The organism is Streptomyces sp. NPDC127119 (genome assembly GCF_042677425.1).
Classification (GTDB): Bacteria; Actinomycetota; Actinomycetes; order Streptomycetales; family Streptomycetaceae; genus Streptomyces.
The window spans coordinates 1-17,491 of sequence record NZ_JBHXTO010000074.1; the positions used below are offsets into that span (position 1 = coordinate 1).

The following is a 17,491-nucleotide window of genomic DNA, read 5'->3' on the forward strand; positions in this document are numbered from 1 at the left end:
GGACATCTTTCAGCCCGTCCGGCGTTTGAGGACACAGTGACGGGAAGGGTAGGGGCGGCGGGGGCGAGGAAGATGCTAGAAGGACTCTGCCAAGGGCTTCGGGAGTGGGGTCGTGTGGACGATGCCCAGTGACTGGGTCGCACGGGTCAGCGCCACGTACAAATCACTCGTCCCGAATTCCCCCGGCTCCACCACCAACACCGCATCGAACTCCAACCCCTTGGCCTGACGCGGATCAAGCAGCACGACCCCGAGCGTGAGATCCGGCGACTCCCCCGCCACGACCCCGTCCAGCCGCGCGGCCAGCACCCCGTGCAGGGATCGCGGCGCGATCACCGCGAGCCGCCCCTCGACGGGAGCGAGATCGGCGACGGCCTTCTCCACCGCCCCGGCGAGATCGGACGTCCGCCGGGCCCAGGGCCGCACCCCCGTGGACCGCACGGAACTCGGCGGCTCGAAATCCGCGTGCTCCGCACGGAGTACCGCCGCGGCGACGTCCATGATCTCTGACGGCGTCCGGTAGTTGACCGCGAGACGGGTGTGCTCCCAGCGGTCCTCGACATAGGGGTGGAGGATCTCCGACCAGGAGCCGACCCCCGCCGCCTCGGCCGTCTGCGCCGGGTCCCCGACCAGCGTCATCGACCGCGTCGGGCTGCGCCGCATCAGCAGCCGCCACGCCATCGGGGACAGCTCCTGCGCCTCGTCGACGATGATGTGCCCGAACGCCCAGGTCCGGTCGGCCGCGGCCCGTTCGGCGGCACTGCGGTGGTCGTCCTCCTCGTGGCGCTCGGCCATCCGCTCGGCGTCGATGATGTCGTGCGCCGACAGGACCTCCGCGTCCTCGGCGTCGATGTCCTCGAATTCGTACGTCCTGGACGCGTAGGAGACGTCGAGCACGCCCTGTGCGTAGGCGACCTGCCGGTCCCTTTCCTGCTCGGCGGCGGCGCGGGTCATGCGGTCGTCCTCGCCGAGGAGTTCGGCTGCCTCGTCGAGGAGGGGGACGTCGGAGGTCGTCCAGGCCCGGGTCACCGTACGGCGTACCGCCTCCGCGTCCGCCACGGTGAGGTACGCGTCGGGCTCGGCGAGGAAGTCCGCGACGAGACGCCGCGGGGTGACGCGCGGCCACAGCTGGTCGATCGCGGCCCAGACCTCGGGGTTCTCGGCGAGGTCGTCGCGGATCTGCGTGATGTCGCTGGGGTCGAGCAGATTCGTGCCGTCGAAGGGGTCCGTGCCGATCCGTTCGGCCACCATGTCGGTGAGGGTGTTGAAGATGTGGCCCTCGAAGTGTTCGCGGGCCACGTTGTGCGGCAGCCGCGCCTCACGGGTGCGGTCGCGCGCGACGCCCACGAGACCGGCGTCGAGCATCAGGATGTCCCGGTCGTGCTCGATGGCGATCACCGGGTCGGGCAGCGCCTGCCGGTCGCGTACGACGGCGGCGAGGACGTCGGCCATGTCGGCGCGGCCCTTCACGGCGGCGGCCCCGGGAGTGTCGGAGGCGGTCGCCCGTACGCCGGGGAACAGTTCACCGACGGTCGCCAGCAGGACGCCCGTCTCGCCGAGCGAGGGCAGCACCTCGCCGATGTAGCCGAGGAAGGCGGGGTTCGGGCCGACGATGAGGACGGCCCGCTTGGCGAGCAGCTCCCGGTGTTCGTAGAGGAGGTACGCCGCCCGGTGCAGCGCGACGGCCGTCTTGCCGGTGCCGGGGCCGCCCTCCACGACGAGGATGCCGCGGTGCGGGGCGCGGATGATGCGGTCCTGCTCGGCCTGGATGGTCTGCACGATGTCGCTCATACGGCCGGTGCGCGCGGAGTTGAGCGCGGAGAGCAGTACGGCGTCGCCGGTCGGGTCCTCGTGGCCCGTGCGCAGCCGGTCCCCCAGGTCGAGGATCTCGTCGTGCAGCGCGGTGACGGTACGTCCCTCGGTGGTGATGTGCCGGCGGCGGCGCAGGCCCATGGGGGTGTGGCCGGTGGCGAGGTAGAAGGGGCGGGCGACCGGGGCCCGCCAGTCGATCAGGATCGGGGTGTGTTCGGCGTTGTCGGCGCGGATGCCGATGCGACCGATGTGGTGGGTGGGCCCGGAGGAGCCGGCGGAGTGGCCTGAGAGGTCGGAGAGGTCCGAGAGGTCCGAGAGGTCGATTCGGCCGAAGCAGAGCGAGCCGTCCACCGCGTTCAGCGCGGCGAGCAGGCCGGAGCGCTCGGCGACGAGGACGTCCCGTTCGAGGCGGGCCTGCATGGGGGTGCTGCCCTGTGCGAGGGCGTCGGTCACCGCGGCCTCGGTGCCGCCGCGCAGCGCGTCGACCCGCGCGTACAGGCCGTCGATGAATTCCTGCTCGCGGCGCAATTCATCGTCCGGCAATCCATTGGTCGTGTTCGAGGTCCTGTTTGACAATTCCGCTCCCGGCCGGATATACTGTGCACAGTGAACTTCTCCGTGACTTCTTTTATGCAAGTCGCGAACCATTCAATATACGCAGAGAAATCCCCCGCAGGCAATTGCCTGCGGGGGATTTCTCTATTCCGTCGGCCGGAGTCCGTCGGCGCCCCTCAGAGCACGTCCGCCAGTTCCTCCAGGAGCCGCCGCTTGGGGCGGGCGCCCACCATCGACTTCACCGGCAGGCCGCCGCGGAACACGATGAGCGTGGGCATCGACAGCACCCCGTACGCGTTCGTGGTCTCCGGGTTCGTGTCCACGTCCAGCTGCACCACCTTGAGGCGGTCGCCCTCCTCGGCGGCGACCGCGCTCAGCACCGGCGCGATCTGCCGGCACGGCGGGCACCAGTCCGCGGTGAACTCCACCAGCACCGGCAGCTCCGCCCCGATCACCTCCGCCTCGAAGCTGTCGTCCGTCACCTCGGCCACACCCACTGCCTTGATCAACCCGTCCGCCCTCCCAGTTCGCACACGGGTTCCGGACCGCCCGGAACCGCCGCCTCGGACGCCAGCTCGTCCATGGCCCGCTCGGCGCGCGCCAACTGCCCGCCGACCTGATCGCGTACCGACCGCAGCTCACCGATCAGCTCGTCGAGCTCGCCCAGCTTGCGCCGGTACACCGCGAGCGAGGCCGGACAGGCGTCGCCCTCCGGGTGACCGGCCCGCAGACACTCCACGAAGGGCCGCGTCTCCTCCAGGTCGAACCCGAAGTCCTGCAGCGTCCTGATCTGCCGCAGCAGCTTCAGATCGCCCTCGTCGTACGCGCGGTAGCCGTTGCTCCCGCGCCGCGCGGGCAGCAGCCCCCGCGACTCGTAGTACCTGAGCGTGCGCGTGGTGGTCCCGGCCCGCTCCGCCAGCTCGCCGATTCGCATGCCGCGACGGTAATCCTTGACGCCCACGTCAAGGCAAGAAGCCCAGGTCAGGAGTGAGGCAGGCGGGGCCGTGCGGGTCGACCCGGATGAAGGCCTGGACGCCGTAGCCGAGGTGCGGCGGCGACACAGGGGCGCCGTAGCCGGTGACGGCACCGGCCGACTCCAGCCGCCGGACGCGTTCGGCGACGGCCGCCGGGGACAGCCGGACCCGGCGGCCCAGCTCGCTGAGCCTGATCCGGCCAGGGACAGCGCGCGTGCCACACGCCTCGGGTTCACCTTCGGCGACATCCGAACCTGGCTGCCCCACGCCGTGACCGAAACCCTCCACCGACCGCCCTGCACCTGCGGCCCGGTGGGGGTCACCCGCACCGTTCCCCGCGCCCCTGAAAGCGGGGCTGCGCCCCATCAGGGGCGCGGGGAACGACGCAGTCTTTCGTCTTCAGGGGCGCGGGGAACTGCGCGGCCCGCCCCCACCGGCCCGCACCCGTACGCGCAGCCGCACCCCTCCGTCGCGCCAAAAAGCCGTCGGCGGCCGGCCAGGTGGGGGGTACCTGGGCGGGCCGCCGACGGCCGGGGAGGGGAATGGCTTGGTGCGGGCAGCGGAGCGCTACGCCTTCGCCAGCTCCTTGTCGCCCGCCTCAGGCTGATCCGGCACACCGGCGGAGCCGTCCGCAGGACCCCCGTGGCCGTCGTCCAGCAACGTCGTCTCGTCGAACGGAATCCGCCCCGCGAGCACCTCGTCCACCCGGGGCCGGTCGATCTCCTTGGTCCACGTACCGATCAGGACCGTCGCCACCGCGTTGCCCGCGAAGTTCGTCAGAGCGCGCGCCTCGCTCATGAAGCGGTCGATGCCGACGATCAGGCCGATGCCGTCCACCAGCGCCGGCTTGTGGGAGGAGAGACCGCCCGCCAGGGTGGCCAGACCCGCGCCAGTGACACCCGCCGCGCCCTTGGAGGCGACCAGCAGGAACAGGAGCAGCGGGATCTGCTCGCTGATCGCCATCGGCGTACCCATGGCGTCGGCGATGAACAGCGAGGCCATGGTCATGTAGATCATGGTGCCGTCGAGGTTGAAGGAGTAGCCGGTCGGAACGGTGATGCCGACCACCGGCTTGCTGACCCCCAGGTGCTCCATCTTCGCGATGAGCCGCGGCAGCGCGGACTCGGAGGAGGAGGTGGAGAGGATGAGCAGGAACTCCCGGCCCAGGTACTTGAGCAGCAGGAAGATGTTGAGGCCCGCGACCACCCGAAGCAGCGTGCCGAGCACGATGAAGACGAAGAGGAAACAGGTGACGTAGAAGCCGAGCATCAGGACGGCGAGGCTCTTGAGGGCGTCCACACCCGCCGAGCCGGTGACCGCCGCGATCGCGCCGAACGCACCGATGGGCGCCGCCCACATCACCATGGCGAGGATGCGGAAGACCAGGCGCTGGATGTGCTCGATGCCGCGCAGGATCGGCGCACCGGAGGAGCCCATGGCCTGCAGCGCGAAGCCGGTGAGCAGCGCGACGAGCAGGGTCTGGAGGACCTCGCCGCCGGTGAACGCGGAGACGATCGTCGTGGGAATGATCCCGAGCAGGAACTCCTCGGTGTTCTTGGCCTCGACGACCTGTCCCTGGCCGGCGTCCTTGATCGCGTCGGTCACCGCGAGGCCCGTCCCGGGCTCCAGGATGTTGCCGACGACCAGGCCGATGGCGAGCGCGACGAACGACATGACCACGAAGTAGCCGAGCGCGATGCCGCCCACCGCGCCGACCTTGGCGGCCTTGCGCACCGAGCCGATGCCCAGGACGATCGTGCAGAAGATGATCGGCGAGATCATCATCTTGATCAGGTTCACGAAGCCGGTACCGATCGGCTTCAGCTTCACCGCGAAATCGGGGGCGATCAGACCCACCGCGATACCGGCGGCCACGGCGATGATCACCGCGATGTACAGATAGTGCGTGCGGTCCCGCTTGGCTGCGGGAGCGGCAGGTGCCGTATCGGGTGTGCTGGTCACGGCTGCCCTCCTTGACGACGTCGTCGGCATCATCCGGCGTGCGGCTCACGTCCGGGGGTTGTCGGTGACTATCTCCCGGCGTGTGAGGGCGGTCACCCTTCCGTTCATTTCGTTCACACATTTCCTGGCGGGCACACTGTTGCCATGCGCCTCCCCAGAGCCCCACGTCCTCGCAGCCTGGCCGGGCAGCTCTTCGCCATGCAGGCCGTGCTCGTCGCCGTCGTGGTCGCGGGCTGCGCGCTCTTCACGTACATCAGCGACCGCAGCCAGGCCGAGGACGCGGCGGGCCGCCAGGCGATGGGGGTGGCCCGTTCGGTCGCGGACTCCCCTTCGGTACGGGAGGCCGTCCGTACGGAGGACCCGACGAGGACGCTCCAGCCGTACGCGCTGGCGGTGCAGCGGCACGCGCAGGTCGACTTCGTCACGATCATGAATCCCGAGGGCATCCGCTGGACCCACCCCAACGAGGAGCTGATCGGCAAGCACTTCCTGGGGCACACGGACCGTGCGCTGCTGGGCCAGTCCTTCACCGAGACGTACACGGGGACGCTCGGCGAGTCCGTGCGGGCGGTCACGCCGATCCGTGACGGGGTGGGCGACGACGACAGGATCGTCGGTCTGGTCAGTGCGGGGATCAAGGTCGACGAGATCAGCGCGCGGGTCGAGGGCCAGGTCAAGGCCTTGTTCGGGGTGGCCGCCGCGGCGCTGGCGCTGGGCGCCATCGGTACGTACGTCATAAACGCCCGGCTGCGGCGCTCCACCCACGGGATGAACGCGGCCGAGCTGAGCCGGATGCACGACTACCACGAGGCCGCGCTGCACGCGGTGCGCGAGGGGCTGCTGATGCTGGACGGGCAGTACCGGGTGGCGCTGATCAACGACGGCGGGCGCGAGCTGCTGGGGGTGGGCGGTGACGTGGTGGGCCACTCGGTGGCGGAGCTGGAACTGCCCGCTCCGCTGACGGGGGCGCTGCTGTCGGGCGAGCCGCGGGTGGACGAGGTGTATCTCACGGAGTCGCGGGTGCTCGTCATGAACACCTCGCCGGTGTCGGGCGGTGAGCGCCGGGGCACGGTCGTGACCCTGCGCGATGTCACCGAGCTGCAGTCCCTGATGGGTGAGCTGGACTCCGAGCGGGGCTTCACGACGGCGTTGCGCTCGCAGGCGCACGAGGCGGCGAACCGGCTCCACACCGTCGTCTCGCTGATCGAGCTGGGGCGGGCCGAGGAGGCGGTCGACTTCGCCACGGCCGAGCTGGAGCTGGCGCAGGCCCTGACCGACCAGGTCGTGGCGGCGGTCAGCGAGCCGGTGCTCGCCGCGCTGCTGCTGGGCAAGACGGCCCAGGCGAACGAGCGCGGTGTGGAACTGGTCGTCTCCGAGGACAGCAGCATCGACGACGGTCTGCTCCCGGCCTCCCTCACCGCCCGTGACCTGGTGACGGTCCTGGGCAATCTGATCGACAACGCCGTGGACGCGGCGCAGGGCTCGGTGGGCGCCCGGGTCACCGTCACCGCGCTCGCGGACACGACGGGCCTCGTCCTGCGGGTCACCGACACCGGGGCGGGGGTGGACCCGGCGCACGCGGAGGAGGTCTTCCAGCGCGGCTGGTCCACGAAGCCGTCGGGCCCCGGCGGACGCGGGCTGGGCCTGGCCCTGGTCCGCCAGGCGGTGTCCCGCCACGACGGCACCCTGACGGTGACGCAGGCCCCAGGAGGCGGCGCATCCTTCGAGGCCCGCCTCCCCCTACCACCCCACCCCCCGGAAGGGCCACGAGAAACGCCGCACCCAGAACCCGACGCCACCCCCCTCCGCCCCAAAGGGGCGCGGGGAACTGCTCGGCCAACCCCCACCGACCCGCACCCCGAACCCAACCCCGACCCCCTCCACCCCCCAGGGGCGCGGAGAACTGCGCGACCAACCACCACCGACCCGCACCCGAAAACCGACCCCGCCTCCGAATCAGCGGCCGGCGCCGGCGCCGACGCGAAGACCCAAGCCCCGCCCACGCAACACGGAGGCACCCCATGAGCACGCCCTCCCCCGGCCAGGACATCCGCGTCCTGGTAGTAGAGGACGACCCCGTCGCGGCGGACGCGCACGTCCTGTACGTGGGCCGCGTGCCCGGATTCGTCGCCGTCGGCAAGGCCCACACCGGCGCGGAGGCGAGACGCGCGCTGGACCGCACACCCGTGGACCTCCTCCTCCTCGACCTCCACCTCCCGGACGTGCACGGCCTGCAACTGGCCCGCTCGCTGCGCGCCGCCGGCTACCACGCGGACGTGATCGCGGTGACGTCCGCGCGCGACCTCACGGTCGTACGGGAGGGCGTGTCACTCGGGGTCGTGCAGTACGTACTGAAGCCGTTCACCTTCGCCACCCTCCGCGACCGCCTCATCCGCTACGCCGAGTTCCACGCCGCCGCCGGCGAGGCCAGCGGTCAGGACGAGGTCGACCGGGCCCTCGCCACGCTCAGGGCGCCGGGTCCTGCCGCCCTGCCGAAGGGGCTGAGCGCGCCCACCCTGGAGAAGGTCACGCGCGCGCTGCGCGACCACGCGGAGGGGCTGACCGCGACGGGCGTCGCGGAGGCCGTCGGCATCTCGCGGATCACGGCCCGGCGGTATCTGGAGCATCTGGTGGACGCGGGACGCGCCGGGCGGAGCCCGCAGTACGGACAGGTGGGCCGGCCCGAGCTGCAGTACCGGTGGGTGAAGGGGTAACCGGTTCAGGGGGTCGAACAATCGGGCCATATGCGGGACTACGCGGAGCTACGGGACACCTACGGGCCGCGACCGGGCGCGAATGGACGCGATGAGACACGACCGTAACGGAGCAGTCGCGCAAGGTCATTGACCTGACGCGACCACTCCTCTTACGTTCGGGCCATCGAACAACGGCCACAAAGACGTCGGCCGGCAGGAGGTCGTACCCGTGCGCCCCACCCCCACTCCGTTCCTTCTCGCGACCCTGCTCGCCGCCTCCGCACTCACCGCCTGCGGCTCCGGCAGCGATCCGGACACCGTGGAGATCTCCTACAAACAGTCGACGGACAACTCCGTGCGTGTCATGGACACGTATCTCGCGGACATCAAGACGGAGTTCGAGAAGGCCAACCCGGGCAAGGAGGTCAAGCTCGTCCCGATCAAGGCCCCGGACTCGGAGTACTACACGAAGCTCCAGCAGATGCTCCGCTCCCCCAAGACCGCGCCCGACCTGGTCTACGAGGACACCTTCCTCATCAACTCCGACATCACGAGCGGCTACCTCAAGCCCCTGGACCCGTACCTCGACAAGTGGGACGACTGGGGCCAGTTCATCGACACGGCGAAGTCGGCGGCGCAGGCGGAGGACGGGAAGACGTACGGCGTCCCGGACGGCACGGACACCCGGGGCCTCTGGTTCGACAAGGGCATCTTCGCGAAGGCGGGCCTGCCCGCCGACTGGCAGCCGAAGACCTGGGACGACATCCTCGACGCGGCCCGCACGATCAAGGAGAAGGTCCCGGACGTCACGCCCATGAACGTGTACACGGGCAAGCCCGCGGGCGAGGCGGCCACCATGCAGGGCTTCGAGATGCTCCTGTACGGGACGGCCACCGGCGCCACCGAGAGCCCGCTGTACGACACGGCGTCCAAGAAGTGGATCACCGGCAGCCAGGGGTTCAAGGACTCGCTGCAGTTCGTCGAGACGGTCTTCAAGGAGAAGCTGGGCCCGGACGTCTCGGACGCCCTCGACCCGAACTTCGCGACCAGTGTCCGCGGTGAACTCCTCCCCGAGGGCAAGCTCGGCATCAACCTCGACGGCTCCTGGCTCCCGCAGGACTGGCTGAAGGGCAGCGGCCACGAGTGGCCGGAGTGGTCGAAGAAGCTGGGCCTCGCCTACATGCCCACGCAGGCCGGCCAGTCGCCCGGCAAGGTGAGCATGTCGGGCGGCTGGACCTGGGCCGTGCCGAGCAAGGCGGCCAACCCCGACCTGGCCTTCGAGTTCATCAAGACCATGCAGACGAAGGCGAACGCCCAGAAGTGGTACATCGCCAACTCCGGTATCGCGGTGCGCACGGACGTGGCCGAGGACCCGGCGTACGTGAAGGCGCAGCCCGGCATCGACTTCTTCACCGGTCTGGTGGCGAACACGCACTACCGCCCGGCCTACCCCGCGTACCCGAAGGTCTCCACGGCCATCCAGGAGGCGATGGAGGGCGTGACGACGGGCGACAGCTCGGTCGCGGAGGCGGCCAAGGGCTACGACGAGGAACTGAAGTCGGTCACGGACAACCAGGTCATCAAGAAGTGAGCACAGTGTGGTCGTAAGTCAGCGGGGAGCCGGTCCCGGTGAGCGCACGGTGGTCGTCAAGGAGGGCGGGAACACCCGCGCTCCGCGGCTTCGCACCCTCACCCGGGCCCTCCCCGTCACCCCCGCCCTCGTCATCCTCGTCCTGTTCCTGGCCGGGCCGATCGCGTACTGCGCCTACATCGCCTTCACCGATCTGCAGCTCACCGGCCAGGCCGAGTCGTCCTTCACCGGGTTCGACAACTTCCGTACGGCCTTCAAGGACGACGCGTTCCTCAACGCCGTATGGCTGACGCTCGTCTTCACGTTCCTCAGCTCGATCGTCGGCCAGAACACGCTGGGCCTGGCCCTGGCCGCGCTGATGCAGCGCGCGTCGAAGCCGGTCCGTACGCTCACCGGCGGGATCGTCGTCACGGCCTGGGTGCTCCCCGAGGTCGTGGCCGGCTTCCTCCTGTACGCCTTCTTCCGCCGCGAGGGCACGCTGAACGCGATCCTCGACTGGCTGCATCTGCCGTCCCAGAACTGGCTGTTCACGCTGCCGATCCTGGCGGTGTCGTTCGCGAACGTGTGGCGCGGCACGGCCTTCTCGATGCTGGTCTACTCGGCCGCCCTGAACGAGATCCCCAAGGAGATCACCGAGGCGGCGGAGGTGGACGGCGCGGGCGGCTGGCGCCGGATGTGGCACATCACGCTGCCCATGATCCGCCGGTCCATCGGCACGAACCTGATGCTCAACACCCTGCAGACCCTGTCGGTGTTCGGGCTGATCTGGGTGATGACGAGGGGCGGCCCGGGAAACCGCAGCCAGACCCTCCCGCTCTTCATGTACGAGCAGGCCTTCCAGAAGAGCATGATCGGCTACGGGACCGCCGTCGCCCTCCTCCTGCTGGTGGTCGGCTCGCTTTTCTCCCTGGTCTATATGCGCCTGCTGCGGACGGAGGTCTGAGATGGCCGCGCGTACGACTCTCCACTCCCGGCGGGCCAACCGCCGTTACGCGGCCGACGCGAGTCTCCTGTTCGTGGCGGCGGCCTTCGTGCTGCCGCTGGCCTGGGTGGTCCTGTCCGCCCTGGACCCGCACGCCGGGCTGAAGGTGAAGCTGCCGGACGGGGTGACGCTCGACAACTTCGACGCGGTCCTGAAGCCGGACATCACCTACACGCCGATGCTCAACAGCCTGATCCTGTGCGGCTTCGCGACGCTGCTGACGGTGGTCTGCGCGGCGCTGGCCGCGTATCCGCTCTCGCGGTTCCGGTCCCGGCTGAACCGCCCGTTCCTCCTCACGATCATCTTCGCGACGAGTCTGCCGATCACGGCGATCATGGTTCCGGTGTACGCGCTGTTCGTGCAGGTGAACCTGATCGACACCATGCAGGGCACGATCCTCTTCTTCACCGCGTCCCAACTGCCGTTCGCCATCTGGCTGATGAAGAACTTCATGGACGGCGTGCCGAAGGAGCTGGAGGAGGCGGCCTGGACGGACGGGGCGTCGTCGTTCCAGTCGCTGCTGCGGGTCGTGCTGCCGCTGATGGGCCCGGGGATCGCGGTGGTGACCGTCTTCTCGTTCGTGGCCATGTGGGGGAACTTCTTCGTCCCCTTCATGCTGCTGCTCTCGCCGGAGCAGATGCCGGCGTCGGTGAGCATCAACGACTTCTTCGGCAACCGCGGCACGGTGGTCTACGGACAGCTGGCCGCGTTCTCGATCATCTACTCGACGCCGGTGATCCTGCTGTACGTGCTGGTGGCGCGGAAGCTGGGCGGGGGGTTCGCGCTGGGCGGGGCGGTCAAGGGATGACCGCCCCGCCCAGGACAGGGGTTCCTACGGGGTCAGCTGGTCGTGACGGCCGTGTCGTCGACGACGAAGCTGGTCTGCAGTGAGGTGTCCTCCACGCCGCTGAACTTCAGGGCGACGGTGGAACCCGCGTAGGAGGACAGGTCGAAGGTCTTCTGGACGTACCCCGTGGCCTTGTTGAGGTTGGAGTAGGTGGCCAGGGTGGTCGAGCCCGCGGTGACGGTGAGCTTGTCGTAGGCGGTGCTCGTGGACGTCTCCGCGGTGTCGATGTGCAGCCAGAAGGTGAAGCTGGCCTTGCAGCCGGCGGGGATGGTCACCGACTGGGACAGCGTGTCGGTGTGCGTGGACCCGTACCCGTCGAGCCACGCCTTGTACGAGCCGCCGTGGGCCGCCTGGTCGGTGTCGCTGGTGATGACACCGCTGGTCGCGGTCCAGGTGGTGTTGCCCGACTCGAAGCCCGCGTTGCCGAGCAGCTGCGCCGAGGTGCAGGTGCCGCCGCCGGTGGAACTGACGGTCCAGGTGAAGGACGCCGTGCCGGTCGCGCCGGTGCTGTCGGTGACGGTGACCGTGGTGCTGTAACTACCGGCGGCCGTGGGCGTCCCGGTGATCGCGCCGGTGGAGGAGCTGATCGACAGGCCGGTGGGCAGGCCGGTGGCCGCGTAGGTCAGCGAGCCGCTGTTGCTGCTGCTGGCCGAGATCTGCAGGCTGACCGCGGTGCCGACGACGGAGGACTGGCTGCCCGGGTTGGTGACGGTGACGCCGCCGGTCGGCGGGGTGACATGGCTGCCCACGTTGATCCCGGCGAAGGCGTTCGCGACGCCCGCGTACTGCGTGGAGCTCGCCCCGTACAGGGAGGTCGCCGCGTTCAGGGCGGCGGTGCGGGCGCCCGCGTAGTTCGTCGTCGACGTCATGTACGTCGTCAGCGCCTTGTACCAGATCTGCAGGGCGGCGGCGCGGCCGATGCCCGCGACGGCGACACCGTCGGAGGTCGGGCTGTTGTAGGAGACGCCGTTGATGACCTTGCTGCCGCTGCCCTCGGAGAGCAGGTAGAACATGTGGTTCGCGGGGCCCGAGGAGTAGTGGACGTCGAGGTTGCCGATGCCGGAGTACCAGCTGTCGGAGGAGCCGCCGTCCTTGTCGGGCTCGTCCATGTAGCGCAGCGGGCTGCCGTCGCCGTTGATGTCGATCTCTTCGCCGATGAGGTAGTCGCCGACGTCGTTGGAGTTGGCGGCGTAGAACTCGACGCCGGTGCCGAAGATGTCGGAGGTCGCCTCGTTCAACCCGCCGGACTCACCGGTGTAGTTGAGGTTCGCGGTGTTGGAGGTGACACCGTGGCTCATCTCGTGGCCGGCCACGTCGAGCGAGGTCAGCGCGTGGGTGCCGCCCGAGCCGTCGCCGTACGTCATGCAGAAGCAGTCGTCGTCCCAGAAGGCGTTGACGTACGCCGAGCTGTAGTGGACGCGGGAGTAGGCGGCGACACCGTCGTTCTTGATGCCGCTGCGCCCGAACGTGTTCTTGTAGAAGTCCCAGGTCGTCTGGGCGCCGTAGGCGGCGTCCACGCCGGCGGTCTGGGTGTTGGAGCCCGATCCGGTGCCCCACACGTCGTCCGCGTCGGTCATCAGGGTGCCGGTGCCCGAGGTGCCGTTGTTGAGCGAGTACGTCTTGTGGCCGCCGCGGGTGGTGTCGTACAGCTGGTACGTCGAACCGGACAGCGTGGTGTTCAGCGTGACCGTGCCGCTGTACTGGCTGTTGCCGGTGCCGGTCTTGACGTCCTGGAACTCGTGGAGCTTCGCCCCCGTGCCCGCGTCGGTGATGACGTGCAGCCTGCTGGGGGTGCCGTCGTCCTGGAGGCCGCCGACGACCGTCTCCCAGGCGAGCTTGGGGGTGCCGTCGCCCGCCCAGATCACCTTGCGGGCGCTGTCGGCGGTGGGCTTTTGCGCGTCGAGCGCCCTGGCCGCCTTGAGGGCCTTGGTCTCGGCCGCCGCCTTGGTGTAGGTCGCGGTGGTGGAGGAGACCTTGAGGGTGCGCTTCCCGGCGAAGGTGGTGCTCACCGTTCCCTTGGCCACGGAGGCGGGCGGGGTGTGCACGACGAGGTCGCCGCCGAGGACGGGGAGCCCGGCGTAGGTGCGCTCGTAGCGGGTGTGGAGCGTGCCGTCGTTGTCCTTGACGACGTCCTTGACGAGCAGCTTCTCCTTGGCGCCGAGGCCCAGGGAGTCGGCCGTCGTGCCGGTCTTCTTCGCCGCGCTCCTGATCAGCGCGGTGTGCTGGGCCGGGGTCAGCTCGGCCGTGAGGCCTCCGCTGCGCACGGGGCTGGGGTGGGGGGCGGCGGGCTCGGCGGCTGCGGGGACCGTCTGTACGCCGACGGCGAGGAGGGCTGCGGTGGCCACCAGGGCTCCGGCTGCGGCCGCCTGGCGGGGGATTCGTCTCACTCGTACTCCTACTGCGACGGCCGCGGATCGGCGGCCGGTGACAGCCCGGACAGACGGGATGTGCTGCCCGGGACGAGCTGAGCAGGGGGTGCGGGACCGTCACCGCGGGCAGGCTGTGGGGGAAACCGGGCCGTGGCTGGGGGAAGGATGGCACCGTTGACCTATACATGTCAGTCCCCGGCGGATGATCCGAGGGTTATCCCTCTGTGACCCTCAGTGGGCCTGTGCGGGGCCTGTGCTGCCGCTGTGCCCCCGTACGACCCCACACGCCCGCCGCATCGGACGGATGCCCGAAAGGGCAGCCTCCGTCACCCCTCGCTCTTCCCCGACGCCTCTTCCCGTCCGCCGTCGCCGGCCCGACAATCGGCTCGGAGAAAACCCAGAGGAACGTGATGCACGGACAGGACCGCTCGCAAGCAGCCGAAGTGGGCAACAGCGCGGGTCACGCGCGACGCGGGGCCCCACGGCCGGGACCGGCGCACCGGTCGGCGGCCCTGCTGGCCGCCGGACGCCCGTCGGCCGACGCCCTGCGGTCGGTGCAGCGCTCCGCGGGCAACGCCGCCGCCGCGGCGTCCATGGCCGCACTGCCCGTCCAGCGCGCCAGCGCCTATGTCGCGACCGGCAGCAGGGAATCCCAGACACTCGCGGACAAGCTCAAGGAACGCCACGGGCTGAGCACGGACCCGAAGAGCGTCAAACCCGGCGAGATCCTCTGGATCATCGGACACGGTTCGGAGATCGGCGACGGCACCGCGTCGGCGAACGAGGTCCGCCGGGCCGGATTCCGTCCGGGCGGTGGCAGAGAAGTGCGGCTGGTGGTCTGCAACGCCGGGCGCCGGCCGGTGGACGCCCACGCCGCGCCCGCCCAGAACATCGCGAACATCCTGCGGACCCCGGTGCACGGCTCCACGGCCATGGTCATGCACGTCAACGGCGGCGACAGCGACATCATCGAGGGCAAGTTCCGCAAGTTCATGCCTCAGAACCCCGTCGAGGACATCACCAGTCGCATGAGTCACCTGTCGACGAGAGACGCCGGCCCGACGGACGAGCTCACCAGCAGGATGGGGCAGTTGACCCTGGACGCGGACGGGTGGAGCTCCCACAACGGCGCGGGCGGCTCCTCCAGCCTGCGCGGGGACGGCGTGGACGCCGCCATCAGAGGCATGCGCCACCTGTCCGTGCGGGACCGGGACTCCGACTCCGGCGGAGGATGACGCCCCCTGCGGCGCCCTCCCCCGGGCGCCGTACGCACCGAACGGTTCGCGCCGTGCGTTTGCGCTCCCCCACCGGTGCACCGCACGCGCCGGGCGGTACCAGGACGGGCGGCACCCGCCGTTCCCCGCCCGGCGTCGCACCCGCCGGAAGCGCACGCTCCGCCACCGCGGCTTGCTTCCCGCATATGCCCTTCGACGCTGCTCATGGCGCGTGCCGCGGCGGCCCGGCGGCCGGACACCACCGCTGACCGCCCGCGCCGTCGCCGCGGTTCCGGCACATCGGCCTATGCACGCGTTCACTGGACAACTGTCCGAAATAGTAGGTTCACACAATCCGTGAGCCTGGCCGAACAGACCGTAGTCACCGCAGCCCCGCGGCCATACGTTGTGCCCGTGCACCAACAGTCGGCCCCGCAGCCCACCCCGCCCTTCGACGCCCCGGCCGCCCGGAAACTGCGTATCGCCCTCGGCATGGGTCCCGAACATGTCGCCTACGGGATACGGACCTCGTTCGGACTGCCCCATGTGACACCCGACCTGGTCGACGCCTGGGAGCGAGGCCTGGCCAGCCCCGGCAACGGTGAACTGACAGCCCTCGCGGGCGTGTTGTGGTGCTCGCCGGGCGAACTCATCGGCGCGCCGAGGACGTTGCGCGAGCACCGGATCGCACGCGGCCTGCCCGCCGAGGACGTCGCGCGCTCCGTGGGGCTCGAACTCCTCGCGTACGTACGGATGGAGGAGGCGGACGAATGGCGCGGCAGCGAACGCCAGTCGGCGGCGCTCGCCCAGGTGCTGGACCTCTCGCTCGCCGACCTCGTCACGGTCACCGGCCGTGAGCCGAAACTGGCGATGATGCTGCGCGGCGCGGTGACGACCCGCTGGCAGGCGTACGTCCGCCCGGTGGGCAAACTGCTGACGCTGGAACGGCGGATCGTCGGGCACGCGCTGCGGGCCCTGCACACCGAGTACCAGGGCCGGATGGTGCCGACCCTGAGCTGGGGCGGCGGCGCGGCGGCGGCCGAGGCCGACGACGCGGGCCGGGACTTCCTGGACCGGATCGTCGACCGCTTCTGGTCGACGATCCGCCACGACGCCGAGAGGTACAGCGACGGGTGAGGCCCGCTGCCGGCCGGAGGGAAGCCGGCCGTCGGCTAGAAGACCGACTCCGCCTCGTCCATGCGGTCCTTCGGGACCGTCTTCAGTTCCGTGACCGCCTCGGCCAGGGGGACCATCACGACGTCCGTGCCGCGCAGCGCGGTCATCCGGCCGAACTCGCCGCGGTGCGCCGCCTCCACCGCGTGCCAGCCGAAGCGCGTGGCGAGCACCCGGTCGTACGCGGTCGGCGTGCCGCCGCGCTGGATGTGGCCGAGGATGACCGGCTTGGCCTCCTTGCCGAGGCGGCGCTCCAGCTCGTACGCCAGTGCCGTGCCGATGCCCTGGAAGCGCTCGTGACCGAACTGGTCGATCTCGCCGTGGCCGTAGTCCATGCTGCCCGCGGCGGGGTGCGCGCCCTCGGCCACGCAGATGACCGCGAACTTCTTGCCGCGCGCGAAGCGCTCCTCGACCATCTTGATGAGGTCGGCCGGGTCGAAGGGGCGCTCGGGCAGGCAGATGCCGTGGGCGCCGGCGGCCATGCCGGACTCCAGGGCGATCCAGCCGGCGTGGCGGCCCATGACCTCGACGACCATCACCCGCTGGTGGGACTCGGCGGTCGTCTTGAGGCGGTCCATCGCCTCCGTGGCGACCCCGACGGCGGTGTCGAAGCCGAAGGTGCGGTCCGTCGACGAGATGTCGTTGTCGATCGTCTTGGGGACGCCGACGACGGGCAGGCCCGCGTCCGACAGCATCCGCGCCGCGGTCAGCGTGCCCTCGCCGCCGATCGGGATGAGTACGTCGATACCGAACTCGCGCGCCATGTCCTGCGCGTTCTCGCAGGCCTCGCGGAGGCGGTCGCGCTGGAGCCGGGAGGAGCCGAGGATGGTGCCGCCGCGGGCGAGGATGCCGCTGACGGCGTCCAGGTCGAGGGAGCGGTAGCGGCCTTCGAGCAGTCCCGCGTAGCCGTCCTCGAAACCGACGACCTCGGCGTCGTAGTTGGTGACGGCTCGGTGCACGACCGACCGGATGACGGCGTTCAGTCCCGGACAGTCGCCGCCTGCGGTAAGAACTCCGATACGCATCGTGCTGTGTCTCCTGCTCGCTGTGGGGCCGTGTCTCCTGGGGTGCCTGAGAGCCAGTCCGATTGTTTCATGGGCCACAGGGGGCCGCTGTCCGCACCCTTCGCGCCCCCGTGACAGCCGGCACGCCCCTCTCACGCCCCCGTCAAGCCCCCGTCAAGCCCCCCGAGCCTCTCCCCCGCCCCTCCGGAGCGCCTGTCCGCCCTTGGACTGACGGGCGCCTTAGCCATGTCCGGAGGTATTGTCAAGAGGGCTCAGCCGGACGATACCGGCTGCGTTTTTACCGCTACCGGA

The 17,491-nt window shown here is 70.2% G+C and carries 13 protein-coding genes and 1 pseudogene; 7 read left to right on the forward strand and 7 right to left on the reverse strand.

Annotation, left to right across the window (positions count from 1 at the left end; all coding sequences use genetic code 11):
• Positions 1 to 75: 75 nt before the first annotated feature.
• From ACFVH5_RS26900 to ACFVH5_RS26920, 5 genes and pseudogenes are all read right to left on the reverse strand, one after another.
• Positions 76 to 2,340 (reverse strand): HelD family protein, encoded by a 2,265-nt coding sequence (locus ACFVH5_RS26900; protein ID WP_385836357.1) that lies wholly within the window; start codon positions 2,338 to 2,340, stop codon positions 76 to 78.
• A gap of 203 nt (positions 2,341 to 2,543) precedes the next feature.
• The gene (locus ACFVH5_RS26905) at positions 2,544 to 2,876 is read right to left on the reverse strand and encodes a thioredoxin family protein (protein WP_385836328.1); all 333 of its coding nucleotides are present in this window, start codon (positions 2,874 to 2,876) and stop codon (positions 2,544 to 2,546) included.
• Positions 2,873 to 3,301: a MerR family transcriptional regulator gene (locus ACFVH5_RS26910; protein WP_385836329.1), complete on the reverse strand. Its 429-nt coding sequence runs from the start codon at positions 3,299 to 3,301 to the stop codon at positions 2,873 to 2,875. The genes ACFVH5_RS26905 and ACFVH5_RS26910 overlap by 4 nt, the downstream gene beginning before the upstream one ends.
• 67 nt (positions 3,302 to 3,368) lie before the next feature.
• Positions 3,369 to 3,536, reverse strand: a pseudogene (locus ACFVH5_RS26915) (Lrp/AsnC family transcriptional regulator); the annotation flags it as partial.
• Between the two features lie 372 nt (positions 3,537 to 3,908).
• Positions 3,909 to 5,303: a cation:dicarboxylate symporter family transporter gene (locus tag ACFVH5_RS26920; protein ID WP_385836330.1), complete on the reverse strand. Its 1,395-nt coding sequence runs from the start codon at positions 5,301 to 5,303 to the stop codon at positions 3,909 to 3,911.
• A gap of 144 nt (positions 5,304 to 5,447) precedes the next feature.
• Here ACFVH5_RS26920 and ACFVH5_RS26925 point away from each other — a divergent pair, with 144 nt between their 5' ends.
• The 5 genes from ACFVH5_RS26925 to ACFVH5_RS26945 all read left to right on the forward strand — a co-directional run bounded on the left by ACFVH5_RS26925 (position 5,448) and on the right by ACFVH5_RS26945 (position 11,380).
• Positions 5,448 to 7,328 carry an ATP-binding protein gene (locus ACFVH5_RS26925; RefSeq protein WP_385836331.1) on the forward strand — a complete coding sequence of 627 codons (1,881 nt, stop codon included), beginning with the start codon at positions 5,448 to 5,450 and terminating at the stop codon, positions 7,326 to 7,328.
• Entirely contained in the window at positions 7,325 to 8,017 is a 693-nt protein-coding gene (locus ACFVH5_RS26930; RefSeq protein WP_384813539.1) for a response regulator, read from the forward strand. Before ACFVH5_RS26925 ends, ACFVH5_RS26930 begins: the two co-directional genes overlap by 4 nt.
• Before the next feature lie 211 nt (positions 8,018 to 8,228).
• Positions 8,229 to 9,590 (forward strand): extracellular solute-binding protein, encoded by a 1,362-nt coding sequence (locus ACFVH5_RS26935; RefSeq protein ID WP_385836332.1) that lies wholly within the window; start codon positions 8,229 to 8,231, stop codon positions 9,588 to 9,590.
• A 49-nt stretch (positions 9,591 to 9,639) separates the two neighbouring features.
• On the forward strand, positions 9,640 to 10,533 hold the full coding sequence (locus ACFVH5_RS26940; RefSeq protein WP_384813549.1) for a carbohydrate ABC transporter permease: 894 nt from the start codon (positions 9,640 to 9,642) through the stop codon (positions 10,531 to 10,533).
• A gap of 1 nt (position 10,534) precedes the next feature.
• Positions 10,535 to 11,380: a carbohydrate ABC transporter permease gene (locus tag ACFVH5_RS26945; protein ID WP_385836333.1), complete on the forward strand. Its 846-nt coding sequence runs from the start codon at positions 10,535 to 10,537 to the stop codon at positions 11,378 to 11,380.
• 32 nt (positions 11,381 to 11,412) lie between these two features.
• Here the strand turns inward: ACFVH5_RS26945 and ACFVH5_RS26950 are convergent, their stop codons facing one another.
• Positions 11,413 to 13,806 (reverse strand): M4 family metallopeptidase, encoded by a 2,394-nt coding sequence (locus tag ACFVH5_RS26950; protein ID WP_385836334.1) that lies wholly within the window; start codon positions 13,804 to 13,806, stop codon positions 11,413 to 11,415.
• A 392-nt stretch (positions 13,807 to 14,198) separates the two neighbouring features.
• Between ACFVH5_RS26950 and ACFVH5_RS26955 the strand changes: the two genes are divergently transcribed.
• Positions 14,199 to 15,023, forward strand: coding sequence for a hypothetical protein (locus tag ACFVH5_RS26955; RefSeq protein WP_385836335.1), 825 nt, complete (start codon positions 14,199 to 14,201; stop codon positions 15,021 to 15,023).
• A gap of 387 nt (positions 15,024 to 15,410) precedes the next feature.
• Positions 15,411 to 16,139 (forward strand): helix-turn-helix domain-containing protein, encoded by a 729-nt coding sequence (locus ACFVH5_RS26960; protein ID WP_385836336.1) that lies wholly within the window; start codon positions 15,411 to 15,413, stop codon positions 16,137 to 16,139.
• Positions 16,140 to 16,174: 35 nt separating this feature from the next.
• Here ACFVH5_RS26960 and ACFVH5_RS26965 read toward each other — a convergent pair whose 3' ends face one another.
• A complete protein-coding gene (locus ACFVH5_RS26965; protein WP_189773386.1) occupies positions 16,175 to 17,200 on the reverse strand; it encodes an ATP-dependent 6-phosphofructokinase in 1,026 nt (341 codons plus the stop codon).
• Between the last annotated feature and the right edge of the window lie 291 nt (positions 17,201 to 17,491).

Bases quoted from the DNA above. Each gene is read 5' to 3' on its own strand.
- ACFVH5_RS26965 (WP_189773386.1), bottom strand. From the start codon at position 17,200: ATGCGTATCGGAGTTCTTACCGCAGGCGGCGACTGTCCGGGACTGAAC.
- ACFVH5_RS26930 (WP_384813539.1), top strand. From the start codon at position 7,325: ATGAGCACGCCCTCCCCCGGCCAGGACATCCGCGTCCTGGTAGTAGAG.
- ACFVH5_RS26955 (WP_385836335.1), top strand. From the start codon at position 14,199: ATGCACGGACAGGACCGCTCGCAAGCAGCCGAAGTGGGCAACAGCGCG.
- ACFVH5_RS26945 (WP_385836333.1), top strand. From the start codon at position 10,535: ATGGCCGCGCGTACGACTCTCCACTCCCGGCGGGCCAACCGCCGTTAC.
- ACFVH5_RS26925 (WP_385836331.1), top strand. From the start codon at position 5,448: ATGCGCCTCCCCAGAGCCCCACGTCCTCGCAGCCTGGCCGGGCAGCTC.
- ACFVH5_RS26910 (WP_385836329.1), bottom strand. From the start codon at position 3,301: ATGCGAATCGGCGAGCTGGCGGAGCGGGCCGGGACCACCACGCGCACG.